At 61.0% G+C, this 24,387-nt stretch carries 20 protein-coding genes; 11 read left to right on the top strand and 9 right to left on the bottom strand.

Features of this window, described 5'->3' with window-relative positions; translation table 11 throughout:
- Positions 1-19: 19 nt before the first annotated feature.
- The 6 genes from CAF90_RS27205 to CAF90_RS27180 form a co-directional block, all read right to left on the bottom strand.
- The gene (locus tag CAF90_RS27205) at positions 20-844 is read right to left on the bottom strand and encodes an ABC transporter permease (protein WP_011336198.1); all 825 of its coding nucleotides are present in this window, start codon (positions 842-844) and stop codon (positions 20-22) included.
- Positions 845-856: 12 nt separating this feature from the next.
- Positions 857-2,104, bottom strand: a complete 1,248-nt coding sequence (locus CAF90_RS27200) for an ABC transporter permease (RefSeq protein WP_007959935.1) — start codon at positions 2,102-2,104, stop codon at positions 857-859.
- Positions 2,105-2,270: 166 nt separating this feature from the next.
- A complete protein-coding gene (locus tag CAF90_RS27195; protein WP_007959933.1) occupies positions 2,271-3,314 on the bottom strand; it encodes an ABC transporter substrate-binding protein in 1,044 nt (347 codons plus the stop codon).
- A gap of 48 nt (positions 3,315-3,362) precedes the next feature.
- A complete protein-coding gene (locus tag CAF90_RS27190) occupies positions 3,363-4,487 on the bottom strand; it encodes an ABC transporter ATP-binding protein (protein ID WP_007959931.1) in 1,125 nt (374 codons plus the stop codon).
- 218 nt (positions 4,488-4,705) lie between these two features.
- Positions 4,706-5,335 carry a response regulator transcription factor gene (locus CAF90_RS27185; RefSeq protein ID WP_007959929.1) on the bottom strand — a complete coding sequence of 210 codons (630 nt, stop codon included), beginning with the start codon at positions 5,333-5,335 and terminating at the stop codon, positions 4,706-4,708.
- Positions 5,336-7,735 carry a PAS domain S-box protein gene (locus CAF90_RS27180; RefSeq protein ID WP_085609097.1) on the bottom strand — a complete coding sequence of 800 codons (2,400 nt, stop codon included), beginning with the start codon at positions 7,733-7,735 and terminating at the stop codon, positions 5,336-5,338.
- 73 nt (positions 7,736-7,808) lie between these two features.
- On the opposite strand from CAF90_RS27180, the gene CAF90_RS27175 reads away from it, so the two are divergent.
- Positions 7,809-8,798 carry an alpha/beta hydrolase family protein gene (locus CAF90_RS27175; RefSeq protein ID WP_085609096.1) on the top strand — a complete coding sequence of 330 codons (990 nt, stop codon included), beginning with the start codon at positions 7,809-7,811 and terminating at the stop codon, positions 8,796-8,798.
- A 60-nt stretch (positions 8,799-8,858) separates the two neighbouring features.
- Here CAF90_RS27175 and CAF90_RS27170 read toward each other — a convergent pair whose 3' ends face one another.
- Genes CAF90_RS27170 through CAF90_RS27160 form a run of 3 tightly spaced genes read right to left on the bottom strand, consistent with a single transcriptional unit; the run spans position 8,859 to position 11,315 of the window.
- Positions 8,859-9,626, bottom strand: coding sequence for a TerB family tellurite resistance protein (locus CAF90_RS27170; RefSeq protein WP_085609095.1), 768 nt, complete (start codon positions 9,624-9,626; stop codon positions 8,859-8,861).
- Between the two features lies 1 nt (position 9,627).
- Complete coding sequence (gene murU, locus CAF90_RS27165; RefSeq protein WP_085609094.1) at positions 9,628-10,299, bottom strand: N-acetylmuramate alpha-1-phosphate uridylyltransferase MurU; 672 nt, start codon at positions 10,297-10,299, stop codon at positions 9,628-9,630.
- On the bottom strand, positions 10,296-11,315 hold the full coding sequence (locus tag CAF90_RS27160) for an aminoglycoside phosphotransferase family protein (protein WP_007959920.1): 1,020 nt from the start codon (positions 11,313-11,315) through the stop codon (positions 10,296-10,298). The genes murU and CAF90_RS27160 overlap by 4 nt, the downstream gene beginning before the upstream one ends.
- Positions 11,316-11,445: 130 nt before the next feature.
- Between CAF90_RS27160 and CAF90_RS27155 the strand changes: the two genes are divergently transcribed.
- The 10 genes from CAF90_RS27155 (at position 11,446) to CAF90_RS27110 (ending at position 24,348) form a co-directional block, all read left to right on the top strand.
- The gene (locus tag CAF90_RS27155; RefSeq protein WP_085609093.1) at positions 11,446-14,244 is read left to right on the top strand and encodes an LPS-assembly protein LptD; all 2,799 of its coding nucleotides are present in this window, start codon (positions 11,446-11,448) and stop codon (positions 14,242-14,244) included.
- Positions 14,225-15,541: a peptidylprolyl isomerase SurA gene (gene surA / locus CAF90_RS27150; RefSeq protein ID WP_007959918.1), complete on the top strand. Its 1,317-nt coding sequence runs from the start codon at positions 14,225-14,227 to the stop codon at positions 15,539-15,541. The genes CAF90_RS27155 and surA overlap by 20 nt, the downstream gene beginning before the upstream one ends.
- Complete coding sequence (pdxA, locus tag CAF90_RS27145; protein WP_085609092.1) at positions 15,538-16,527, top strand: 4-hydroxythreonine-4-phosphate dehydrogenase PdxA; 990 nt, start codon at positions 15,538-15,540, stop codon at positions 16,525-16,527. The genes surA and pdxA overlap by 4 nt, the downstream gene beginning before the upstream one ends.
- Entirely contained in the window at positions 16,524-17,342 is an 819-nt protein-coding gene (gene rsmA, locus CAF90_RS27140) for a 16S rRNA (adenine(1518)-N(6)/adenine(1519)-N(6))-dimethyltransferase RsmA (RefSeq protein ID WP_007959916.1), read from the top strand. Before pdxA ends, rsmA begins: the two co-directional genes overlap by 4 nt.
- Positions 17,343-17,458: 116 nt before the next feature.
- Complete coding sequence (gene apaG / locus CAF90_RS27135) at positions 17,459-17,839, top strand: Co2+/Mg2+ efflux protein ApaG (RefSeq protein ID WP_064380341.1); 381 nt, start codon at positions 17,459-17,461, stop codon at positions 17,837-17,839.
- The gene (locus CAF90_RS27130; protein ID WP_007959914.1) at positions 17,839-18,720 is read left to right on the top strand and encodes a symmetrical bis(5'-nucleosyl)-tetraphosphatase; all 882 of its coding nucleotides are present in this window, start codon (positions 17,839-17,841) and stop codon (positions 18,718-18,720) included. The genes apaG and CAF90_RS27130 overlap by 1 nt, the downstream gene beginning before the upstream one ends.
- A gap of 33 nt (positions 18,721-18,753) precedes the next feature.
- The gene (gene glpE / locus CAF90_RS27125; protein WP_007959911.1) at positions 18,754-19,083 is read left to right on the top strand and encodes a thiosulfate sulfurtransferase GlpE; all 330 of its coding nucleotides are present in this window, start codon (positions 18,754-18,756) and stop codon (positions 19,081-19,083) included.
- Between the two features lie 297 nt (positions 19,084-19,380).
- Positions 19,381-21,303, top strand: a complete 1,923-nt coding sequence (locus tag CAF90_RS27120; RefSeq protein WP_007959909.1) for a PrkA family serine protein kinase — start codon at positions 19,381-19,383, stop codon at positions 21,301-21,303.
- A gap of 205 nt (positions 21,304-21,508) precedes the next feature.
- The gene (locus CAF90_RS27115; protein WP_007959907.1) at positions 21,509-22,780 is read left to right on the top strand and encodes a YeaH/YhbH family protein; all 1,272 of its coding nucleotides are present in this window, start codon (positions 21,509-21,511) and stop codon (positions 22,778-22,780) included.
- Complete coding sequence (locus tag CAF90_RS27110) at positions 22,777-24,348, top strand: SpoVR family protein (RefSeq protein ID WP_007959904.1); 1,572 nt, start codon at positions 22,777-22,779, stop codon at positions 24,346-24,348. Before CAF90_RS27115 ends, CAF90_RS27110 begins: the two co-directional genes overlap by 4 nt.
- The last annotated feature ends 39 nt before the right edge of the window (positions 24,349-24,387 follow it).

Genomic DNA, 24,387 nt, shown 5'->3' with positions numbered 1-24,387 from the left:
GAACAATCATCGAGGGGGTTCAGACCTGAGCGGTACGCAGTTTCTCGCTACGTCCACGCAACCATTCCAGCGTCAGCAACAGAATCACCGAGAAGGCAATCAGCAGAGTCGCCGCCGCCGCAATCGTCGGACTCAGGTTCTCGCGAATCCCGCTGAACATTTGCCGAGGCAACGTCGCCTGCTCGGGACCTGCAAGAAACAGCGTCACCACCACTTCATCGAACGAGGTCGCAAAGGCAAACAGCGCACCGGAAATCACCCCCGGCGCAATCAGCGGCAAGGTCACCCGACGGAACGTGGTCAGCGGCGAGGCGCCAAGACTGGCCGCCGCCCGCACCAGGTTATGGTTGAACCCCTGCAACGTCGCCGACACCGTGATGATCACGAACGGCACACCGAGCACCGCGTGCACCACGATCAGCGAGAAGAAACTGTTGCCCAGCCCCAGCGGCGCAAAGAACAGGTAACTGGCCACACCGATTATCACCACCGGCACCACCATCGGCGAAATCACCAGCGCCATCACCAGCGGCTTGCCGGGGAAGTCGCCACGGGTCAGGCCTATGGCCGCCAGCGTGCCGAACACCATTGCCAGCACGGTCGCGGCCGGGGCGACGATGATGCTGTTCTTCAGCGAGCGCATCCATTCCGCCGAAGCGAAGAAGTCCTGATACCAGTGCAGCGAAAAGCCCTGCAGCGGATACACCAGAAAACTGCCCGAGTTGAACGACAGCGGCACGATCACCAGCACCGGCAGGATCAGAAACAACAGGATCAAGCCGCAGAGGATCCGCAAGCTGTAGAACCACACCCGCTCGACGGGCGACATATAAGGACTCAGCATTTCAAATTCCCCTTAGCTCAGGCGCAGGCGACTGGCGCCCACCAGCCAGCTGTAGATCAGATAAAGCACCACGGTCGCCAGCAGCAACAGCCCGCCGAGTGCAGTGGCCATGCCCCAGTTGATGCTGGTGTTGGTATAGAACGCGACGAAGTAGCTGACCATCTGATCGTTCGGGCTGCCCAGCAGCGCCGGGGTGATGTAGTAGCCGATGGCGAGGATGAACACCAACAGGCAACCGGCGCCGACACCGGCATAGGTCTGCGGGAAGTACACCCGCCAGAAACTGGCGAACGGATGGCAGCCGAGGGAAATCGCGGCGCGCATGTAGGTCGGCGAGATGCCTTTCATCACGCTGTAGATCGGCAGGATCATGAACGGCAACAGGATGTGCACCATCGAGATGTAGACCCCGGTGCGGTTGAACACCAGCTCCAGCGGTTTATCGATGATGCCCATCGCCATCAACGCGCTGTTGATCAATCCGCCGGATTGCAGCAACACGATCCACGCGGCGACTCGCACCAGAATCGACGTCCAGAACGGCAGCAGCACCAGAATCATCAGCAGGTTGCTTTGACGCGACGGCAGGTTGGCCAGCAGGTAAGCCAGCGGATACGCCAGCACCAGGCAGATCACGGTGATGATCAGGCCCATCCAGAAAGTCCGGGCGAAGATGTCGAGGTAGATCGCCTGATCCGGGGTGGCCGGGGCAATTTCGCCGAGATCGTCGATGCGGTGATCCACTGCTGCCAGCAAGTAGAACGGGGTGATGCTGCTGGTGTTGCGCTTCACCGCTTGCCAGTAGGCCGGATCGCCCCAACGCTCGTCGAGGCCTTCCAGTGCTTCTTTATAAGAGGCCGGTTCGCTGGCGAATGGCAGCGAGCGGGCGGTTTTGGTCAGCAGGCTGCGATAGCCGGCCAACTCCATGTTCAGGCGCTTGGACAGATCGCCCAGGGTCTGGTTTTTGCGCGCTTCGGCGAGGTCTTCGCTGGCGGCTTTGTAGACCGGTTCTGCGGGCAGGCCGCGGCCGTCCCACGCAGCAATCGCGGTCACGGTGCGCGGCATGCCGCCGACCACTTCCGGGTTGCCGACGCTTTTATAGAGCAGCGCCACGATCGGCACCAGGAACACCAGCAACAGAAACAGCACCAGCGGCGCGATCAACGCCTGGGCCTTCCAGCGGTTGACCCGCTCGGCGTGCTTGAGCCGCTGCTTCAAGGTGGGGCTGTTGCCCTCGTTCAGGGGAACGGCGATGGCCATGACGTACTCCGCAAATCTTTGATCGTTACAGAGGCGGCAAGCCACCTCGAACTTTGAATGTGGGAGCGGGCTTGCTCGCGAAGGCGGCGTGTCAGTCGACATCAATGTTGAATGTACTGACGCTTTCGCGAGCAAGCCCGCTCCCACAGGAGAGCGAGCCCTCTGGTTACTTCGCAGCCCAGGAATTGAAGCGCTGCTCCAGTTGCTCGCCGTTGTCAGCCCAGAAGCTGACGTCGATCTGCACCTGGTTGGCGATGTTTTCCGGAGTGGTCGGCATGTCTTTCAGGATTGCCTTGTCCAGCAACGGCACTGCCTGAGAGTTGGCCGGGCCGTAGGCGATGTTTTCCGAGTAGGTCTTCTGCTGTTGCGGCTGCACCGAGAACGCGATGAATTTCTTCGCCGCTTCGGCACGCTTGGCGTCCAGGCCTTTCGGGATGGCCCAGGCGTCGAAGTCGTAGATGCCGCCGTTCCACACCACTTTCAGGTTGGATTCTTTCTGCACGGCGGCGATACGACCGTTGTAGGCCGAGCTCATGACCACGTCACCGGAAGCGAGGTATTGCGGCGGCTGGGCGCCGGCTTCCCACCACTGGATGTTCGGTTTCAGCTCGTCGAGTTTCTTGAACGCGCGATCCTGACCGCCCTTGCTGGCCAGTTCCTTGTAGACGTCTTTCGGCGCAACGCCGTCGGCCATCAGTGCGAATTCGAGGGTGTACTTGGCGCCTTTGCGCAGGCCGCGCTTGCCCGGGAATTTCTTGGTGTCCCAGAAATCCGCCCAGCTGGTCGGTGCGGTTTTCAGTTTGTCGGCGTTGTAGGCCAGCACGGTCGACCACACGAAGAAGCCCACGCCACATGGCTGGATCGCGCCTTTGACGTAGTCTTCGGATTTGCCGAACAACGCAGGATCCAGTTGCTCGAACATGTCTTCGTCGCAGCCACGGGACAGTTCCGGCGATTCAACCTCTACCAGATCCCAGGACACGCTTTTGGTGTCGACCATGGCTTTGACCTTGGCCATCTCACCGTTGTACTCACCAGCGACGATCTTGCCGTTGCCCGCCGCTTCCCACGGTGCGTAGAAGGCTTTGACTTGCGCCGCCTTGTTCGCCCCGCCAAACGACACCACGGTCAGATCCGGGCCAGCGGCCATTGCGCTTGCCGCACCCATCAGGCCCAGGGTCAGGGCTGTGAACTTCAGGGATCTCAACATTTATTGTTCTCTCCACGTGCAGGGTTGGTGTTGGTATTGCCGGGGCGCTTAATGCGCCTCTAGAAGAGGATCGAGCGCGCGAACGTGCTCGACCTGCCAGCCAAGCGGAACCACGTCGCCGACCGCGAGCGCTGGATCGAGCTCGGCAATCGGTTGTTTCACGAAGAAGTCGGTCTTGCCGCAGACTTCCAGGCGCACCCGGACGTGGTCGCCCAGATAGATGAATTCGGCCACCCGCCCGGAGAAGCGGTTGACGCATTGGTCGCTCGAACCGTTGAGGCTGACGCGCTCCGGACGGATCGACAGAGTGACCGGTTCGCCGGTCTGGCCGATGTTGACCGCCAGCGCCTCGACCTTTTCCCCACGCCCCAGCTCGACCACGCAGCGCTCGCCGTTCTGGCTGAGCAGGCGACCGTTGAGGCGGTTGTTCTCGCCGATGAAGTTGGCGACGAAGGTGTTTTTCGGCTCTTCGTAGAGGGTGCGTGGCGGCGCGATCTGCTGGATCTCGCCCTGATGGAATACGGCAACACGGTCGGACATGGTCAGGGCTTCGCCCTGGTCGTGGGTCACGTAGACCACGGTCACGCCGAGGCGCTGGTGCAGGTGTTTGATTTCCATCTGCATGTGTTCGCGCAGTTGCTTGTCGAGGGCGCCAAGCGGTTCGTCCATCAGCACCAGTTGCGGCTCGAACACCAACGCACGGGCCAATGCCACACGCTGTTGCTGGCCGCCGGACAATTGCGCCGGATAACGCGATGCGAAGGCGTCGAGCTGGACCATGCTCAGGACTTTCTTGACCTTGTCGCTGACATCGCTCTTGTTCAGGCCGCGCACGGTCAGCGGAAACGCCAGGTTTTCGGCGACGGTCATGTGCGGGAACAGCGCGTAGTTCTGGAACACCATGCCGATGTCGCGCTTGTGCGGCGGCACGTTGTTGATCGCCCGCCCGGCGAGGAGGATTTCACCGGCGGTCGGGGTTTCGAAACCGGCGAGCATCATCAGGCTGGTGGTCTTGCCGGAGCCGGACGGCCCGAGCAAGGTGAGGAATTCGCCCTTGCGAATGTCCAGGTTGAGGTCTTTGACGATCAGGTTCTCGCCGTCGTAGCTCTTCTGCACTCCACGAAAGCTGACCAGCACATCGCTGGCCCCTGCGTTTGATTCGACCTGGCTCATACCCACACCTTTGTTATTGATGACTGCTGTGGGATTAAGCCTAGTGGCTGCTCGCAGTCACGCAAATCGGGGCGCAGGAGAGAATCGCCTCAGCCGGATGGAAGGCCGGGGGTAGGGATTGCCCTACAAGGATGGCGCGTTTTGGCAAACCCGACCCATGGGTCGGGGCTCAAGCCGTCAGAACCGGCAAAAGCGCCTGTCGCTATTGGATATGTCGCTCAGAGGAGCTTGTGTTCCATCGCGTACTTCACCAGCTCGGCGAGCGAAGTGATGTTGAGTTTCTGCATCAGCCGCGCCTTGTGGGTACTGATGGTCTTGCTGCTCAGGGCCAGTTGCTGGGCGATGTCGTTGACGTTGGCGCCTTGCGCCAGGCGTTCGAACACCGAGAATTCGCGCTCCGACAGCAACGAGTGCAGTGGTCGCGCATCGGTCAGGCCGACTTCGAAGACCATGCGGTCGGCCAGCTCCGGGTCGATGTAGCGCCCGCCCGCCGCCACTTTGCGAATGGCCGTCAGCAGCAGCGCCGGATCGCTGTCCTTGGTGGCATAACCGGCGGCGCCGACCTTCAGCGCCCGGGCGGCCATTTGTGCTTCGTCGTGCATCGACAGCACCAGAATCGCCGGCGGATGGTTCAGCGCGCGGATTCGTGGAATCGCTTCGAGCCCGTTGACGCCGGGCATCGAGATGTCCAGCAACACCACTTCGCAGGGCACGTTGCGCAGGGTTTCCAGCAACTGCTCGCCATTGCTCGCCTCCCCCACCACTTGCAGATCCTTGGCCAGGCCGATCAATTGCTTGATGCCTTCGCGAACGATGGTGTGGTCTTCGGCTACCAGTACACGGATCACTTACTTCTCCTCATCCAGTGGCACCCGCACGCTCAGCGTGGTGCCCTCGCCCGGCTCGCTGTCGAGTGACAGCTGCCCGCCCATGATCAACACCCGCTCGCGCATGCCCACCAGTCCAAAGGATGTCGGCCTGCCGGCAGCGGCGACAAATCCTACGCCATCATCGCTGACTGTCAGACACAATTCGTCGCCTTCCTGCGCCAGCGTCAGTTCCACAGTATGCGCCTGGGCATGGCGCATGACGTTGGTCAGCGCCTCCTGAAGAATGCGGAACAGGCCGATGGCCTTGGCGTCGCTGAGCGGCGCCAGGTTGTCCGGCACCTGCACCAGACACGGTATCTGCGTGCGCGCCTCGAACCGCCGCGCCTGCCACTCGATGGCCGAGGCGATCCCGGCATCGAGGATCGGCGGGCGCAATGCCGTCGCCACATCGCGCACCAACTGGAACAGCTGGGCGATCAGGCGTTTCATGCTGTTCAGCCGTTCGTTCAGACCCGGGTCGAGTTGCGCGTAGGCCAGTTCGCACATTGATGTCTCCAGTTTCAGCACTGTCAGCATCTGCCCCAGTTCATCGTGAACCTCGCGGGCAATCCGCGCCTTTTCCTCTTCCCGCACGCTTTCGAGGTGCGCCGACAGTTCGCGCAGTTGTTCGCGGGAGGCCGCCAGTTCCAGTTCGATGCGTTTGCTTTCGGTGATGTCCCAGACAATGCCGTCCCAGACATAGGAACCGCCTTCCAGCTGACGGGTGATGGCCTTGATCTCGGCCCAGCGCTGTTCGCCCTGGCGCGTGAGAATCCGGCCCTGCCACGACCAGTCGCTGTCGGTGTCCAGCGCCTGATCCTGGGTCTGGTGATAAGCGGCCCGGTCATCCGGATGCACCAGACTGCGCAGGCCCATGTCGCGATGGGCGATGGCGGCCGGCGCGTAGCCGACCAGACTTTCGCTGCCCTCACTGATGTAGGCAAAGTCGATTTGCCCGGTGACCGGTGCGCGCTCAAGACGGAACACCAGCCCCGGCACATTGGCCGCGATGCCTTGCAGCCGCGCCTCGCTTTCCTGCAACGCAGCCAGGGCACGACGGCGTTCGGTAACATCGGTGAGATAAACCACCAGGTACTCGCCATCGCGAAAACGCAGGAAGCTCAGCGACACGTCCGCCGGCAGCACACTGCCATCGGCGCGCACACAGTTGGTTTCAAAACTCAGCGGCCCTTCTTCGCTGGCCCGGGCGCGCTTCCACAGGTTGAGCCAGCGATCCATGTGCAGGCCCGGTTCGAAGTCGATCAACGGCCGGTCGATGATCGCGCCCTGTGGATAACCGAGCATGTTTTCTGCCGCACGGTTGGCGTAACGCACATGACTGTCCCAGTTGACCCAGAGAATGCCGACGGTGCTTTGATCGATGGAAAACTGAGTCAGACGCAGGGCCTCTTCGCTGGCGGCACGCAGGGCGATGTCTTCGCGCGCGTCGAACAGGCGTTGTTCAAGACTGCGTTGCTGGCGGCGTTGCCAGAAAACGATGGCCACGCAACTGAGCAGCAGCACCGCGAACAACAGACTCAGGTTCTGCCAGAAGCCCGGCGACTCGGAGAGCCGTGGGTACTTGGGTTGCAGCCACTGCGCATGCAGGCGTTCCAGATCCTTGGCCGGAATTGCGCGCAGGGCGCTTTCAACGATGCCAGCAAGCTCCGGCCAGTCGCGGCGGGTGCCGATGCGCAGCAGTTGCGGCAACCCAATGTCACCGACCACCACCAGCCCGGCAAACTCCGGTTCCGCCGACAGCCGACCGAGCTGCGCCTCATCGACCACCGCGTAGGACGCCTGCTGACTCAGCAACAGTTGCAGCGCCTGGCGCTCCATCGGTACGCCTTGCAGATTCAGGTGGGGATAGTTGCCGCGCAGGTAATCGGCGGTGACGCCGGGCATGCGCACGGCGACGCGGGTCTGGCTGTCGAGTTTTTCCAGCTCCACGGTCGCGCTGCTTTTCTGGTCGCTGACCACCAGTTGCGGCACACGCATGTACGGGTCGGAGAACTGCCACAGACGCAGCCCGCCCGGGGTCTGGGTCAGGCCCGGGGCGATGTCGATCTCGCCGTCCCGGGCAGCGGCCTCGAGTTGTGCCAGATCCTGAAAGTTGCGCCAGCTCAGCTCGACATTCAGCGCCTTGGCCAATGCTTTCATGACTTCGACGTTGGCCCCCGACAGCCGCTGCAAGCGTCGGTCGTATTGCGCGTACGGCGCCTGCAACACCAGGCCCACGCGCAATTCATTGTGCTGCGCGAGCCACTGTTGTTCGCTCGCCGACAACCGCGCGAGGTGGCTCGGTGGCGCAGGCGCCGCCCAGCCCATCAAGGGAAACGCCAGACAGCCGATAACCCACAGGCAGCAAAAACGCATCATTGAAGTCTCATACACTGACAAATTCTGACCAACCCATTAGGCTGCCGGGATAACTTCTGGCCTGGAATAACCGATGCCCCCTGTCTATCGCCTGGCAATGCCAGCATTGTGCCTGTCGCTGATCCTGCCTTGTGCGTTTTCCGTCGAAGCCGCGGATCCGGCACCCGCCCCCGCGGCAGAAAAAGCCGCCGAAGAAAAACCGGTCGAACGCCAGCCTCTGCTTGAGCGTAGTCAGGAAGAAGCCGCGGCACTCGAACGCAAGGTTCCGGCTCAGGAACAACAGCAATTGCAAGCCGGCAGCGACACCTTCCTCGCCCTGTGGAAACCGGCCAACACCGCCGACCCCAAAGGCGCGGTAATCCTCATTCCCGGTGCCGGCGAAACCGCAGACTGGCCCCAGGCGATCGGCCCGTTGCGCCGCAAGTTGCCGGACGTCGAGTGGAGCAGCCTGAGTATCACCCTGCCCGATCTGCAAAGCGATGCCATCGCACCGCGCGTGGTCGAAGCACCCGCCGCGCCGAAAACCGCCGACCCGGGCAGCAAGGATTCGACCACCGCCGAGCCGATCGAACAAGCCGCCGGTGGCGAAGCCGATGTGGCCGACAAGGTCGTGGCTGAATCCACCGAAGAACAGTCCAAGGCCGACGCCGAGCGAATCTTCGCCCGCATCGACGCGGCACTGGCCTACGCAGAACAACAGAGCGCGCGCAGCATCGTCGTCCTCGGTCATGGCACCGGCGCTTACTGGGCGGCGCGCTACATGAGCGAGCGACAAAGCTCGCAAGTCGAGAAGCTGGTGCTGGTAGCCGCGCAGACGCCGGCCAAGGCCAAACCGGAGCTGGTGGAACTGACGCCGACCCTGAAGCTGCCGACGGCGGACATCTTCTACATGGATAAGGCGCTGGACCGCAACGCGGCACTGGAACGCCTGCAGGCGAGCAAGCGGCTGAAAACGTCCGCGTTCAGTCAGGTCGCACTCAAGGCCCTGCCGGACAACAAGGCCGAGCAGGAGCAATTGTTCCGACGGGTGCGTGGCTGGTTGAATCCGCAAAGCCCGGACTGAAGAGCCCGGACTGGAAACGCAGACAAAAAAATCGCAGCCCGACGCTGCGATTTTTTATGCCTAGCGAAAATCCCGCCGTTCGCGAATCAACGTGTAGGCACTGTGCAACTCGCGAGTCCTCTCGGTGGCCTCGCGCACCTGCGCCGGCGTGGCACCCGTCCCGGCCACCTTGTCCGGGTGATGCCGGCTGAGCAGACGTCGATAGGCACGCTTGATCTGCGCCGGTTCACTGGTGGCCGATACGCCGAGCAGGCGCATCGCCTCCTGATAGCTCACCGCCGCGCTGACGATCGGACGCTTGTGCGGCTCGTAGTCCGCCGCCAACGCTTGGATCTGGTGGGTCGTCCAGCCCAGCCACTTGCCCCACTGCGCCAGCAATTCACGCTCACTGACGCCGGCCCGGCCATCTGCCCAGACCATTCGCCAACAGGCGCGCAACACGCCTTCGGCCGCATGGGGTTGAGCACTCAAGCGACGCAGATAACCGCGCAGATTGTCGTTGCCGGACTTGCCGCGATTGAACGCGGCAATCGCCCGGCGCTGTGCCGGTTCGCTCATTTCCAGCGAGCGCATCTCCTGACGCGCCTGCTGGATGTGACCGTCCGTGACCCGCCCGTCGCTCTTGGCCAGACGCCCGAGCAACACGAACAACAACTCGTCGTTGCGCAGCATCGGCCGTCCGCCGAGTTTTTCCCGCAAATGCCCCCAGCTCTGTAAATGCAGGCGCCGATCCAGCGCCTGTCCCAACAAAGCACCAAGCATGGCCCCCGGAATGCTGGCGATCGCAAAACCCGCTCCGGCTCCAATCAGAGTCCCTGGCCACAACATATCAGCGACTCGCTTCTATCAAGGCTTCGGCTTCGGCCAGACGCTCGTGCGTGCCGACATCGACCCAGTGACCTTTCAACCGCTCGCCGGTTACCTGCCCGTTCGCCATGGCTTTTCGCAGCAGCGGCGCCAGTTTGAAGGCACCGTCAGTGCAGCCGTCGAACAACTGCGGGTGCAGTACGGCGATGCCGCTGTAGGTCAGGGTCGCCGCATCGGCCTGGCCATCACGCACCTGGCCGTCGGTCAGGGTGAAATCCCCTGTCGGGTGATGCGCCGGGTTATCCGCCAGCACCAGATGCGCCAGGCCGGTGATCGGCTGATGCAGCACGCTGAAGTCGTAATCGGTCCAGATGTCACCGTTGACTACCAGAAACGCGTCGTCGCCCAACAGCGACAAGGCGCGGAAAATGCCGCCGCCGGTTTCCAGTGGCTCGCCCTCCGGCGAGTACTGGATCGATACGCCGAATCGCGAACCATCGCCCAGATGATCTTCGATCTGCTGTCCGAGCCAGGCATGGTTGATCACGATCTCATTGAAACCGGCCGCCGCGAGGGCACGCAGGTGGTATTCAATCAGCGGCACGCCGCCGGCTCGCACCAGCGGTTTGGGGGTGGTCAGGGTCAGCGGGCGCATGCGCTCGCCTTTGCCGGCCGCCAGAATCATTGCCTTCATGCCGTCACTCCACCACGCAGACTGGCGAGCAGTGCCTGCAGATCCGCCAGCTCGGGACGGCGCGCGATAACCGCTTCTATATAAGAGAAGAAACGTGGGACGTCACCGAGGTAGCGTGGCTTGCCGTCGCGATGGCAGATGCGGGCGAAGATGCCGATGACTTTCAGATGACGCTGCACGCCCATCAGGTCGCTGGCACGCAGGAACTCTTCGAAGTCCGGCTGCACCGGGATGTTCAGCGCCGACGCCTGCTGCCAGTAGCTTTCCAGCCAGCCGCGCACACGCTCTTCAGGCCAGCTGAGGAATGCGTCCTTGAACAGGCAGGTCACGTCGTAGGTCACCGGGCCGTACACGGCGTCCTGGAAATCCAGCACGCCGGGATTCGGCTCGCTGAGCATCAGGTTGCGCGGCATGTAGTCGCGGTGCACCAATACTTTCGGCTGGGCCAGGGCGCTGTCGATCAGCAGCTCGCTGACCTTTTGCCACTGCTGCTGTTGGGTGGCATCGAACTCGACGCCCAGCTCGCGCTTCACGTACCACTCGGGGAACAGCTCCAGCTCGCGGCGCAACAACGCGACGTCATAGCTCGGCAGCGGCGCCACCATCGGCAGCTGCTGAAAAGCCAGCAGCGCTTGCAGGGCATCGCTGAATAACGCGTCGGCATTTTCGCTGTCGATCACGTCCAGATAGGTCTTGTTGCCCAGGTCGTTGAGCAAAAGAAACCCGCGTTCGAGGTCCTCGGCATAAATTTTCGGCACGTTGATGCCGGATTTCGCCAGCAAAAAGGCGATATCCACGAACGGTTTGCAGTTTTCCTGAGGCGGCGGCGCGTCCATCACGACGAAGCTGCGACCCGCGCCTTCCCAACGGAAATACCGGCGGAAACTCGCGTCGCTGCTGGCCGCGGTCAACGTGGCCGGGGGTACGGCTCCCCAGCCCTGATCGGCAAAAAGGGTTGCCAGCTGTTCATCGAGCCAAACTTTCAGGTGTTGCAAGCGTACATCTTGATCAGGCATTGCAAGGGTCTCCGACGGCGCTAGCCGTCAAGCGGGTCATGCTTTATTATCCAGCATCTTTTTCAGACCATCGAGAGGCGTGCGGCCCACACCGCGGGCAGATGGCACGCAGGAAGCCCGGACTAATAAGATGGCATTGAAATCCCCCGCGTTTCGTAAAAAATTTCCGTTGTTGGTAACCGGCAGTCTGCTGGCTATGCAACCTCTGGCCAGTTCATTCGTTGTTGCCGCCGAGCAGTATGACTGCGCCGTCTCGGCAACGGGAGGCTGGGCCTGCTCGCCGAAGACGCCGGCCGCTGCCTTGCCGCCGCGTCCCGTGCATGACGGCAGTGCCGTCAGCGCCGCCGGCGAAGCCCCGGCCGAGAGCGGCTCCACTGCGGAGTACGGGCCCAAGCCGGTACTGGTTACCGAGTCCAAGGGCCGTGGCCTGAAATCCCGTAGCGAAGACTACAGTCACCTCGACTGGGTTCCGCGCGAGAAGCTCACCGCCGCCCAACTGGCCGAGACCGGTCCTTACTGCTCTGGTTCCTATATCGAACCAATTCGTCCTGGCATGAATGACAAGACGAATAAAAGTGACGCCCCGACCTTCATCGGCGCCAAGGTGTCGCGTTATCAGCAGGATTCGCAGGTCGCGAGTCTGGCCGGTGACGTGGTCATGCGTCAGGGCAGCATGCAGGTCGAAGCCGACGAGGCCAACCTGTATCAAGCCGAAAGCCGTGGCGAACTGGCGGGCAACGTGCGCATTCGCGACAACGGCGCGCTGATCGTCGGCGACCACGCCGATGTACAGCTGGACACCGGTGAAGCCAAGGTCGACAACGCTGAATACGTGATGCACAAGTCGCGCATCCGCGGTAACGCGCTGTACGCCAAGCGTGCCGAAAACGCGATCATCCGTCTGAAGGACGGCACGTACACCACGTGCGAACCGAACAGCAACGCCTGGCAGCTCAAGGGCAACAACATCACCCTGAACCCTGCCACCGGTTTCGGTACCGCGACCAACGTGACGCTGCGGGTCAAGGACATTCCGGTTCTGTACACGCCGTACATCTACTTCCCGATCGACGATCGTCGTCAGTCGGGTTTCCTGCCACCGACCATCGGCTCCGGCAGCGACACCGGCTTCATGCTGGTCACCCCGTACTACTTCAACCTGGCACCGAACTACGATGCCACGTTGTATCCGCGCTACATGAGCAAGCGCGGCATGCTGATGGAAGGCGAGTTCCGTTACCTGACCAAGTCGAGCGAAGGTCAGTTCGGTGCGGCGTACCTCAACGACGAGGACGACGAGCGCAAGGGCCAGACCGACTACGACAAGACCCGCTACATGTACAACTGGCAACACAAGGGCGGTCTCGACTCCCGCGTGTTCACCCAGGTGGATTACACCAAGATCAGCGATCCTTATTACTTCCAGGATCTGCAGACCGACCAGATCGGCGTGAAAAGTGCCGACTACGTGAACCAGCAGGGCTCGGTCACCTATCGTGGCGACAGCTACACCGCCCGTTTGAACGCCCAGGCGTACCAGCTGGCAACCGTATCGAACATCACACCGTATGACCGCCTGCCGCAGATCACCTTCAATGGCAAGCTGCCATATCACCCGGAAGGCCTGGACTTCAATTACGAGACCGAGCTCGTCCGGTTTGATCGCGATCTGAAAAGTGGCAATTTCATCAACGAGGATGGAACATCGGAGCGTCGTCTCGACTCGAACGTTTTCGGCCTCGCTCGCGCCAATGGCGACCGTTTGAATCTGAAGCCAGGCGTCAGCCTGCCGATGAACTGGACCTATGGTTTCCTGAAGCCGTCGCTGAAGTACCAATACACCCAGTATCAACTGGATCTGGATGGTCAAGGCAAACGCGACATTGCGACGCAAAATGCCGAGCAAAACAAACTCAACGGCACCTTCGACAGCAACCAGAGTCGCGGCGTACCGATCGCCAGCGTTGACGGTGGCCTGTACTTCGACCGCAATACGTCCTTCTTTGGCAAGAACTACCGCCAGACGCTTGAGCCGCGCATGTTCTACCTCTATGTACCCAAGGTGGATCAGGAAGACATTCCGGTATTCGACTCCAGCGAATACACCTTCAACTACGCATCGCTGTTCCGTGACAACCGCTTCTCCGGCGCCGACCGTGTTGGCGACGAGAACAAGCTGTCGCTGGGCGTGACCAGTCGCTGGATCGAAGACGACGGTTTCGAGCGTCAACGCATCAGCGTCGGCCAGGCTCTGTACTTCAAGGATCGCGAGGTTCAACTTCCAGGCATCGCGTTCAACGATCGGGATGACGCCAAGGCTAATGTTTCGCCTTACGCACTGGAATACGAATACCGCTGGAACCGCGACTGGCGCACCACTGCCGATTACAACTGGGATCCGGACAGCCGCAGCCCGCGATCCGGCAGCGCGATGTTCCACTACCAGCCTGAAGACAACCCGAACAAGGTGGTCAACCTCGGCTATCGCTATCGCAACGACCAGGTCCGTTACGACCAGAACACCGGTAAGTGGTCGGTGGGTGGTGGTGACTACGGCACTCCGGGCCAGCCTGGCTACGTGAAGGACTACTACAAGATCCAGCAGCATGACTTCTCGGTCATCTGGCCGATCGTTCCACAGTGGAGCGCGATCAGCCGCTGGCAGTACGACTACAACCGCAATCGCACGCTGGAAGCCTTCGGTGGTTTCGAATATGACAACTGCTGCTGGAAACTGCGCCTGATCAACCGTTACTGGGTCAGCTATGACGAATTCAGTCAGAACGCCCCGGAAAACGAAAAAGGCGACCACGGCGTCTTCCTCCAAATTGTTCTGAAGGGACTCGGCGGCCTCACTGGCGCCAAGGTAGAGAGCTTCCTCGACAAAGGCATCCAAGGTTATCGTCAACGTGAAGACCAAGCTTTCTGATTGTCTGCGCCCGCTGATGCTGGGCGCGCTGTTCCTGGGTACCGCGGCCAACGCCGCGGTGCAGTCCATCGATAAAGTGGTGGCCATCGTCGACAACGACGTGGTCATGCAGAGCCAGCTGGATCAACGCGTCCACGAAGTTCAGCAAACCATCGCCAAGCGTGGCGGTGGCCTGCCACCTCCGGGCGTACTGGATCAACAGGTGCTCGAGCGCCTGATCGTCGAAAACCTGCAACTGCAGATCGGCGAACGTTCCGGTATCCGCATCACCGATGAAGAGCTGAACCAGGCTGTCGGCACCATTGCCCAGCGCAACAACATGACCCCGGAACAGTTCCGCATCGCTTTGTCTCGCGATGGCCTGTCCTACGAGGACGCTCGCGAGCAGATCCGTCGTGAAATGGTCATCAGCCGTGTGCGTCAGCGCCGCGTGGCCGAACGCATTCAGGTATCGGAACAGGAAGTGAAGAACTTCCTCGCCTCCGACCTGGGCAAGATGCAACTGTCCGAAGAGCTGCACCTGGCCAACATCCTGATTCCGACCCCGGAAAGCGCCAACTCCGAAGCGATTCAGAGTGCTGCACGCAAGGCGATGGACGTTTACCAGCAGCTCAAGCAAGGCGCTGACTTCGGCCAGATGGCCGTGGCCAACTCCGCCAGTGACAACGCCCTGGAAGGCGGCGATATGGGCTGGCGTAAAGCCGCTCAACTGCCACCACCGTTCGACCGTGAACTGAGCAGCATGACGGCTGGCGATATCACTCAACCGGCACGCACTCCAGGTGGCTTCATCATCCTGAAGCTGCTGGAAAAACGTGGTGGCGAAAGCCAGATGCGTGACGAAGTGCATGTGCGCCACATCCTGGTCAAGCCGAGTCCGGTTCGCGACGAAGCCAAGACCAAGGAACTGGCTCAATCGCTCTACAACCGCATCGAAGCCGGTGAAGATTTCGCCGAACTGGCCAAGAAGTATTCGGAAGACCCGGGCTCTGCCCTCAACGGCGGCGACCTGAACTGGATCGACCCGAACGCACTGGTACCGGAATTCCGCGCAGTGATGGCCAAGTCCCCGCAGGGTCAGCTGTCCAAGCCGTTCCAGACCCAGTACGGCTGGCACGTTCTGGAAGTCCTTGGCCGTCGCGCCACCGACAGCACCGAACAGGCCCGGGAGCAGCAAGCGATGACTGTACTGCGTAACCGCAAATACGACGAAGAGCTGCAAACCTGGCTGCGTCAGATCCGTGACGAAGCGTACGTAGAGATCAAACTCCCTGGTGCAGACCAGGCAGCGCAGTGAAACCCAAGCGTTTCGCGCTGACACCCGGCGAACCGGCCGGCATCGGTCCCGACCTGTGCCTGCTGCTCGCCTCGCAAGCCCAGCCACACCCCCTGATTGCCATCACCAGCCGCGACCTGCTCCAAGAGCGGGCCGCGCAGTTGGGGCTGGCCGTCAGCTTGCTGGAAGTTGCGCCTGACCACTGGCCGGACGCTCCGGCGCCCGCCAACAGCCTGTACGTCTGGGACACCCCGCTCAGCGCCCCCGTGATCGCCGGGCAACTGGACAAGGCCAACGCCGCATTCGTCCTCGAAACCCTGACCCGCGCCGGCAATGGCTGTCTGAACGGCGACTTCGCCGGAATGATCACCGCCCCGGTGCACAAAGGCGTGATCAACGAATCGGGCATCGCATTTTCCGGTCACACCGAATTTCTCGCCGACCTGACTCACACCGCCCAGGTAGTCATGATGCTCGCCACCCGCGGTTTGCGCGTGGCGCTGGTCACCACTCACCTGCCCTTGCGCGACATCGCCGATGCGATCACGCCGGAGCGGCTGGAGCGGGTCACGCGAATTCTGCACGCCGACCTGCAACAAAAATTCGGCATCGCCCAGCCGCGTATCCTGGTCTGCGGGCTCAACCCGCACGCCGGTGAAGGCGGACACCTGGGCCATGAAGAAATCGACATCATCGAACCCACATTGGAGCGCCTGCGCGGCGAGGGCATGGACCTTCGTGGCCCGCTGCCTGCCGACACTCTGTTTACCCCCAAATATCTGGAGCACTGCGACGCAGTGCTGGCGATGTACCACGACCAGGGCCTGCCCGTGCTGAAATACAAAGGCTTCGGCGCTGCGGTCAACGTGACCCTGGGCCTGCCGATCATCCGCACGTCGGTCGACCATGGCACCGCCCTGGATCTGGCCGGCAGCGGCAAGATCGACACCGGCAGCCTGCAAGTCGCCCTGGAAACCGCCTACCAGATGGCCGAGACCCGTTTATGACCGAGCAATACCAACACAAGGCGCGCAAACGCTTTGGCCAGAACTTCCTGCACGATGCCGGCGTCATCGACCGCATTCTGCGCTCCATCAGTGCCAAGGCCGGCGACCGCATGCTGGAAATCGGGCCGGGCCAGGGCGCATTGACCGCCGGCATCCTCAACTCCGGCGCACAGCTGGACGTAGTAGAGCTGGACAAGGATCTGATCCCGATCCTCAACCAGCAGTTTGCCGGCAAGAGCAATTTCAACCTGCATCAGGGCGATGCGCTGAAGTTCGACTTCAACAGCCTGAACGCTGCGCCGAACAGCCTGCGCGTGGTCGGCAACCTGCCGTACAACATCTCCACGCCGCTGATTTTCCACCTGCTGAACAACGCCGGCATCATCCGCGACATGCACTTCATGTTGCAGAAGGAAGTGGTCGAGCGTCTGGCCGCAGGTCCTGGTGGCGGCGATTGGGGCCGTCTGTCGATCATGGTTCAGTACCATTGCCGGGTCGAGCATCTGTTCAACGTCGGCCCGGGCGCGTTCAATCCGCCGCCGAAAGTCGACTCGGCGATCGTCCGTCTGGTACCGCACGCAGTGCTGCCGCATCCAGCCAAGGATCATCGCCTGCTCGAACGCGTGGTGCGTGAAGCCTTCAACCAGCGTCGCAAGACCCTGCGCAACACCCTCAAGCAGTTGCTGAGCAACGCCGAAATCGAAGCCGCCGGCGTCGATGGCAGCCTGCGCCCCGAGCAACTCGATCTGGCTGCGTTCGTGCGCCTGGCCGACAAGCTCGCCGAACAGCCGGCGAAAGCACCTGAAGCCGACTGACCGGCAATGATCGCTATCGGGCGGGACGCCAACTCTGGTCTACTGCCCGATACTTGCCTAGACTGAATCCCAATCAGCTACGCCCCGCGTCCCGCTTCGTTTTTAAGGCCTTTTGCATGTCCGATCCTCGCTACCAGGTCGATGTCAGTGTCGTTACCCACTATCTGGCAGACCAATCGCAACCCGAGCACGAGCGCTTTGCCTTCGCCTACACCATCACCGTGCAGAACAATGGCGAGCAACCGGCCCGCCTGATGTCGCGCCACTGGGTGATTACCGATGGCGACGGGCATGTCGAAGAAGTGCGCGGCGCCGGCGTGGTTGGCCAGCAACCGTTGATCGGTGCCGGCAAAAGCCACACCTACAGCAGCGGCACGGTGATGACTACCAAGGTCGGCACCATGCAAGGCACCTACGAAATGGTCGCCGACGACGGCAAGCATTTCGATGCGATCATCAAGCCCTTCCGCCTCGCCGTTCCCGGAGCCCTGCACTGATGGCGACGTATGCCGTCGGCGACCTGCAAGGCTGCCTCGAACCACTCAAATGCCTGCTCAAGCAGGTCGCGTTCGACCCGGCTCTGGATCGCCTGTGGCTGGTGGGCGATCTGGTCAATCGGGGCCCGCAGTCGCTGGAAACCCTGCGCTTCCTTTATGGCATGCGCGACTCGCTGGTCTGCGTCCTCGGCAACCACGACCTGCACCTGCTGGCTGCGGCGAAGAACATCGAGCGCATGAAGAAGTCCGACACGCTGCGTGAAATCCTTGAAGCGCCGGACTGCGCCGAACTGATGGAATGGCTGCGTCAGCAGAAACTCATGCACTACGACGAACAACGCGAAGTGGCCATGGTGCATGCGGGCATCCCGCCGCAATGGTCGCTGCGCAAGGCGCTCAAGTACGCTGAAGAAGTCGAGACCGCGCTGCGTGACGACAACCTGCTTCCACCCTTTCTCGACGGCATGTACGGTAACGAGCCGGCGAAATGGGACAGCGACCTCAAAGGCGTGACACGCCTGCGAGTCATCACCAATTACTTCACCCGCATGCGTTTCTGCACCGCCGAAGGCAAGCTCGACCTCAAGAGCAAGGAAGGCCTCGACACCGCGCCGCCGGGCTACAAGCCCTGGTTCCAGCACAAGGAACGCAAGACCCGTGGCCTGCGGATCATTTTCGGTCACTGGGCGGCGCTGGAAGGCAACGTCCAGGAACCCGGCATCTGCGCCCTCGACACCGGTTGCGTCTGGGGCGGCAGCCTGACCCTGATGAATGTCGACAGCGGCGAACGCCTGTCATGCAAATGCGACGAACACGGGGCCGTCCTGCCCAGCGTCGCACCACTGATCACCGAATCTTCTCCCGTCAGCGCCCCGCGCTAGACTGCGTTTTCAGCCGAGCCACAGGAGCCCGCCATGAGCGAATTCAAACGTATCCCCCCGGAACAAGCCCAGGCCCTGCGCGAGCAAGGTGCTGTGGTCGTCGACGTCCGTGACCCGGCAACATTTGCCGCACTGCACATCAGCGGCTCGAAGCATCTGGATAATCATTCCCTGCATGCTTTCATCCAGGGCGCCGACCTCGATGCCCCGACCGTCGTGGTCTGCTACCACGGCAATTCGAGCCAGGGTGCCGCCGCGTATCTCGTGAGCCAGGGCTTCTCCGACGTCTACAGCATGGACGGCGGCTTCGAACTGTGGCGTACGACTTTTCCTTCGGAAACCGCGCAAGGCACCTCCGAATAATTTTTTTGTAACGTGCAAGCCCCGGCTCCCGTGGGCTCGCGCGGTGGCAGACGAACGGTCTGCCACAACTAATTACGTATCTCGCCTTTACCTCCCGAATTCCCAACTATCCTTAAGCCCAGGCCATCCAAAACAGGGGAGAGCCGGTACACCGGCGCACGGGTCATCGGGAGTGACTTTCGCGATTGTCGATCGCGAAAGTGTTCTGGGGGGTAAACAACAGCTGCCATCGCAGCTGCTTGCCAGCATCGACTGAGTGATCCGGCGTCGGCTCCACGTATCGAGCGAGGTGACGTCATGAGTATCTTTAGCCACTTCCAACAACGCTTCGAGTCCACACGCCAGGAAGAATTCTCCCTGCAGGAGTACCTGGAACTGTGCAAAAAGGATCGCAGTGCCTACGTTTCCGCCGCCGAGCGTCTATTGCTGGCCATCGGCGAACCGGAACTGCTCGACACCTCGACCAACTCGAGACTGTCGCGCATCTTTTCCAACAAGGTGATCCGCCGCTATCCGGCCTTTGAAGACTTCCACGGGATGGAAGAATGCATCGACCAGATCGTGTCGTATTTCCGCCATGCCGCTCAGGGCCTGGAAGAGAAGAAACAGATCCTCTATCTGCTCGGCCCTGTCGGCGGCGGCAAGTCGTCCCTGGCCGAGAAGCTGAAACAGCTCATCGAAAAAGTGCCCTTCTACGCGATCAAGGGCTCACCGGTATTCGAATCGCCTCTGGGTCTGTTCAACGCCACCGAAGATGGCGCGATCCTCGAGGAGGACTTCGGCATTCCACGGCGCTACCTGAATACCATCATGTCGCCATGGGCCACCAAGCGCCTGGCCGAATTCGGCGGCGACATCAGCCAGTTCCGCGTGGTCAAGCTGTACCCGTCGATCCTCAACCAGATCGCCGTGGCCAAGACCGAACCGGGTGACGAAAACAACCAGGACATCTCCGCGCTGGTGGGCAAGGTCGATATCCGCAAACTCGAAGAATTCCCGCAGAACGACGCAGACGCCTACAGCTACTCCGGTGCGCTGTGCCGGGCCAACCAGGGCTTGATGGAATTCGTAGAAATGTTCAAGGCACCGATCAAGGTGCTCCACCCGTTGCTGACCGCCACTCAGGAAGGCAACTACAACAGTACCGAAGGTCTCGGCGCGATTCCGTTCACCGGGATTTTGCTGGCCCACTCCAACGAATCGGAGTGGCACACCTTCCGCAACAACAAAAACAACGAAGCCTTCATCGACCGGATCTACATCGTCAAGGTGCCGTACTGCCTGCGTGTGAGTGACGAGGTGAAAATCTACGACAAACTGCTGTTCAACAGCTCCCTGGCCAAAGCGCATTGCGCGCCCGACACCCTGAAGATGCTGGCGCAGTTCACCGTGCTGTCACGCCTGAAGGAGCCGGAAAACTCCAACATCTACTCCAAGATGCGGGTGTATGACGGCGAAAACCTCAAGGACACCGATCCGAAGGCCAAGTCGATCCAGGAATACCGCGATGCGGCGGGCGTCGACGAAGGCATGAACGGTCTGTCAACCCGGTTCGCGTTCAAGATCCTGTCCAAGGTCTTCAACTTCGATCCGCATGAAATCGCTGCCAACCCGGTACACCTGCTATACGTGCTGGAACAGCAGATCGAACAGGAACAGTTCCAGGCCGAGACCCGCGAGCGCTATCTGCGTTACCTGAAAGAGTACCTGGCACCGCGTTATATCGAATTCATCGGCAAGGAGATCCAGACCGCCTACCTCGAGTCTTACAGCGAGTACGGCCAGAACATCTTCGACCGCTACGTGCTGTATGCGGACTTCTGGATTCAGGATCAGGAATACCGCGACCCGGAAACCGGCGAGATCCTCAACCGCGTTGCCCTCAACGAGGAGCTGGAAAAAATCGAGAAACCGGCCGGCATCAGCAATCCGAAGGATTTCCGCAACGAAATCGTCAACTTCGTGTTGCGCGCCCGGGCCAACAACAACGGCAAGAACCCGACCTGGCTCAGCTACGAAAAACTGCGTGTGGTCATCGAGAAGAAAATGTTCTCGAACACCGAAGACCTGCTGCCAGTCATCAGCTTCAACGCCAAGGCCAGCAAAGAGGATCAACAGAAACACAACGACTTCGTTACACGAATGGTCGAACGCGGCTACACCGACAAACAGGTACGACTGCTCTCCGAGTGGTATCTGCGGGTCAGAAAATCACAGTAAACCGCGGCCGGTCAGACCGGTTGTCGTCAGCCCGAGGCCTGTGCGCGCATTTTCTGCTACACAGGCCTCTGGAAGGTGTTCGAAAGGCGGTAGCGAGGTTCAGGCAGCACCCAAAGCGCTTGGGGGAGCGTGTACGTCCCTTGGCATTCGGTTCAATGCTGCATGACCGCTCGCCCCTTTGCAGGACAGCTTCTAAGGAGCAGTCATGAGCTATGTGATCGACCGACGTCTCAATGGCAAGAACAAGAGCACGGTGAACCGTCAGCGCTTCCTGCGGCGTTACCGTGACCACATCAAGAAGGCTGTCGAAGAGGCGGTCAGCCGGCGTTCCATTACTGATATGGAGCACGGCGAGCAGATCAGCATTCCCGGTCGCGATATCGACGAACCGGTGCTTCACCATGGTCGCGGCGGCAAGCAGACCGTGGTTCACCCCGGCAACAAGGAATTCACCGCAGGCGAACACATCGCCCGTCCGCCGGGAGGTGGCGGAGGCCGTGGGCCGGGCAAGGCCGGCAACTCCGGCGAAGGCATGGACGAGTTCGTCTTCCAGATCACCCAGGAAGAATTCCTCGAATTCATGTTCGAGGATCTCGAACTGCCCAACCTGGTCAAGCGCAACCTGACCGGCACCGACACCTTCAAGACTGTGCGTGCGGGAATCAGCAACGAGGGCAACCCGTCGCGGATCAACATCATCCGCACCCTGCGCTCGGCCCACGCTCGGCGTATTGCGCTATCGGGCAGCAGCCGCGCCAAACTGCGCGAGGTCAAAGAGGAACTGGCGCGACTCAAACGCGAAGAACCCGACAACTTCGGCGACATTCAGGATCTCGAAGCGGAAATCGAGAAGCTCAGTGCGCGCATCCATCGGGTGCCGTTCCTCGATACTTTCGACCTCAAGTACAACCTGCTGATCAAGCAACCGAACCCCAGTTCGAAAGCCGTGATGTTCTGCCTGATGGACGTTTCCGGCTCCATGACCCAGGCGACCAAGGACATCGCCAAGCGCTTCTTCATCCTGTTGTACCTGTTCCTCAAGCGCAACTACGACAAGATCGACGTGGTGTTCATCCGCCACCACACCAGCGCCCGCGAAGTGGACGAAGAGGAGTTTTTCTATTCCCGCGAGACCGGCGGCACCATCGTTTCCAGCGCCCTGAAACTGATGCAGGAAATCATGGCCGAGCGCTACCCGAGCAACGAGTGGAACATCTACGCCGCCCAGGCTTCCGACGGCGACAACTGGAACGACGACTCGCCGATCTGCCGCGACATCCTGATCAACCAGATCATGCCTTTTGTGCAGTACTACACTTACGTGGAGATCACCCCGCGCGAACATCAGGCCTTGTGGTACGAGTACGAGCGCATCGCCGAAGCCTTTTCCGACACTTTTGCCCAGCAACAACTGGTCTCGGCCGGGGATATCTATCCGGTCTTCCGTGAACTCTTCCAGCGCAGGTTAGTGACATGACTGCCAAGACCGCCAAAGAGCAGAAGCGCCAACCCATTTCCACCGGCTCGGAATGGACATTCGAGCTGATCCAGACGTACGACCGCGAAATCGCCCGTATCGCGGCCGGCTACGCCCTGGACACCTACCCCAACCAGATCGAAGTGATCACCGCCGAACAGATGATGGACGCCTACGCTTCGGTCGGCATGCCGCTGGGCTATCACCATTGGTCCTACGGCAAGCACTTCCTCAGCACCGAGAAATCCTACAGCCGCGGGCAGATGGGGCTGGCGTACGAGATCGTGATCAACTCGGACCCGTGCATCGCGTACCTGATGGAGGAAAACACCATCTGCATGCAGGCACTGGTGGTCGCGCATGCCTGCTACGGCCACAACAGCTTTTTCAAGGGCAACTATCTGTTCCGCACCTGGACCGACGCCAGTTCGATCATCGATTACTTGGTGTTCGCCAAGCAGTACATCATGCAGTGCGAGGAGCGCCACGGGATTGATGCCGTGGAGGATCTGCTCGATTCCTGCCACGCCCTGATGAACTACGGTGTCGACCGTTACAAACGTCCGTATCCGATTTCCGCCGAGGAAGAGCGGCGCCGGCAGAAGGATCGCGAAGAACACCTGCAGAAACAGATCAACGATCTGTGGCGCACCATTCCCAAAGGCGCGGACAAGTACAGCGACAAGGACAACGCGCGCTTCCCGGCTGAACCACAGGAAAACATCCTGTATTTCATCGAGAAACACGCCCCGCTGCTGGAACCCTGGCAACGCGAGATCGTGCGGATCGTGCGCAAGATCGCCCAGTATTTCTATCCACAGCGCCAGACCCAGGTGATGAACGAAGGCTGGGCGACGTTCTGGCACTACACGCTGATGAACGACCTGTACGACGAAGGCCTGGTGACGGACGGCTTCATGATGGAGTTCCTGACGTCCCACACCAGCGTGGTGTTCCAGCCGGGGTTCGACAGCCCTTATTACAACGGCATCAACCCGTACGCGCTGGGTTTTGCGATGTATCGCGACATCCGCCGCATGTGCGAAGAGCCCACGGAAGAAGACCGCCGCTGGTTCCCGGAAATCGCCGGCAGCGACTGGCTGTCGACCATCAAGTTCGCCATGAGCAGCTTCAAGGATGAGAGTTTCATCCTGCAGTACCTGTCACCCAAGGTGATCCGCGACCTTAAGCTGTTCAGCATTCTCGATGACGATCAGAAAGACGATCTGCTGGTGCCCGCGATCCATGACGAGGGCGGCTACCGGATCATTCGCGAAACGCTCGCAGCGCAATACAACCTCGGCAATCGCGAACCGAACGTGCAGATTTACAGCATCGACCGCCGCGGCGATCGCTCGCTGACCCTGCGCCACCAGCAACACGACCGCAAACCGCTGGGCGATTCCACCGAGGAGGTTCTGAAACACCTGCATCGGCTGTGGGGTTTCGACATTCACCTGGAAACCCTGCAGGGCGACCAGATCATGAAGACCCATCATGTTCCACCCCGCAGCGAACACAGTGAGGGGGATTACGGTCGACTCGACCTGGCCGTCATTCATCTTTGATCCCGTTCAGGCCTCCGAAAGTCCGGCGCAAGGGTTATC

The sequence above is a fragment of the Pseudomonas sp. B37(2017) genome (assembly GCF_002112885.1).
GTDB classification, from domain to species: Bacteria; Pseudomonadota; Gammaproteobacteria; order Pseudomonadales; family Pseudomonadaceae; genus Aquipseudomonas; species Aquipseudomonas paraglycinae.
This window is presented reverse-complemented; position numbering and strand designations above follow the sequence as displayed.

Excerpts from the sequence above, each read along its gene's own strand:
- CAF90_RS27205 (WP_011336198.1), bottom strand. The coding sequence starts at position 844 with ATGCTGAGTCCTTATATGTCGCCCGTCGAGCGGGTGTGGTTCTACAGC.
- CAF90_RS27200 (WP_007959935.1), bottom strand. The coding sequence starts at position 2,104 with ATGGCCATCGCCGTTCCCCTGAACGAGGGCAACAGCCCCACCTTGAAG.
- CAF90_RS27195 (WP_007959933.1), bottom strand. The coding sequence starts at position 3,314 with ATGTTGAGATCCCTGAAGTTCACAGCCCTGACCCTGGGCCTGATGGGT.
- CAF90_RS27190 (WP_007959931.1), bottom strand. The coding sequence starts at position 4,487 with ATGAGCCAGGTCGAATCAAACGCAGGGGCCAGCGATGTGCTGGTCAGC.
- CAF90_RS27180 (WP_085609097.1), bottom strand. The coding sequence starts at position 7,735 with ATGATGCGTTTTTGCTGCCTGTGGGTTATCGGCTGTCTGGCGTTTCCC.
- CAF90_RS27175 (WP_085609096.1), top strand. The coding sequence starts at position 7,809 with ATGCCCCCTGTCTATCGCCTGGCAATGCCAGCATTGTGCCTGTCGCTG.
- CAF90_RS27170 (WP_085609095.1), bottom strand. The coding sequence starts at position 9,626 with ATGTTGTGGCCAGGGACTCTGATTGGAGCCGGAGCGGGTTTTGCGATC.
- murU (WP_085609094.1), bottom strand. The coding sequence starts at position 10,299 with ATGAAGGCAATGATTCTGGCGGCCGGCAAAGGCGAGCGCATGCGCCCG.
- CAF90_RS27160 (WP_007959920.1), bottom strand. The coding sequence starts at position 11,315 with ATGCCTGATCAAGATGTACGCTTGCAACACCTGAAAGTTTGGCTCGAT.
- CAF90_RS27155 (WP_085609093.1), top strand. The coding sequence starts at position 11,446 with ATGGCATTGAAATCCCCCGCGTTTCGTAAAAAATTTCCGTTGTTGGTA.
- rsmA (WP_007959916.1), top strand. The coding sequence starts at position 16,524 with ATGACCGAGCAATACCAACACAAGGCGCGCAAACGCTTTGGCCAGAAC.
- apaG (WP_064380341.1), top strand. The coding sequence starts at position 17,459 with ATGTCCGATCCTCGCTACCAGGTCGATGTCAGTGTCGTTACCCACTAT.
- CAF90_RS27130 (WP_007959914.1), top strand. The coding sequence starts at position 17,839 with ATGGCGACGTATGCCGTCGGCGACCTGCAAGGCTGCCTCGAACCACTC.
- glpE (WP_007959911.1), top strand. The coding sequence starts at position 18,754 with ATGAGCGAATTCAAACGTATCCCCCCGGAACAAGCCCAGGCCCTGCGC.
- CAF90_RS27120 (WP_007959909.1), top strand. The coding sequence starts at position 19,381 with ATGAGTATCTTTAGCCACTTCCAACAACGCTTCGAGTCCACACGCCAG.
- CAF90_RS27115 (WP_007959907.1), top strand. The coding sequence starts at position 21,509 with ATGAGCTATGTGATCGACCGACGTCTCAATGGCAAGAACAAGAGCACG.
- CAF90_RS27110 (WP_007959904.1), top strand. The coding sequence starts at position 22,777 with ATGACTGCCAAGACCGCCAAAGAGCAGAAGCGCCAACCCATTTCCACC.